This is a genomic window from Shigella sp. FC1967 (assembly GCF_001743005.1).
GTDB lineage: Bacteria > Pseudomonadota > Gammaproteobacteria > Enterobacterales > Enterobacteriaceae > Proteus.
The window spans coordinates 1-340 of record NZ_MIIZ01001462.1 but is presented as its reverse complement, the minus strand read 5'-3'; the positions used below and the strand labels follow the sequence as shown (position 1 = coordinate 340).

Genomic DNA, 340 nt, shown 5'->3' with positions numbered 1-340 from the left:
CAACGGATAAAAGGTACTCCGGGGATAACAGGCTGATACCGCCCAAGAGTTCATATCGACGGCGGTGTTTGGCACCTCGATGTCGGCTCAGTCACATCCTGGGGCTGAAGTAGGTCCCAAGGGTATGGCTGTTCGCCATTTAAAGTGGTACGCGAGCTGGGTTAGAACGTCGTGAGACAGTTCGGTCCCTATCTGCCGTGGGCGTTGGAAGATTGAGAGGGGTTGCTCCTAGTACGAGAGGACCGGAGTGAACGCACCACTGGTGTTCGGGTTGTCATGCCAATGGCATTGCCCGGTAGCTAAGTGCGGAAGAGATAACCGCTGAAAGCATCTAAGCGGG

The 340-nt window shown here is 55.3% G+C and carries 1 rRNA gene; it reads left to right on the top strand.

Annotation, left to right across the window (positions count from 1 at the left end):
- Positions 1–340: ribosomal RNA gene (locus BHE89_RS22975) — 23S ribosomal RNA — on the top strand; the annotation flags it as partial.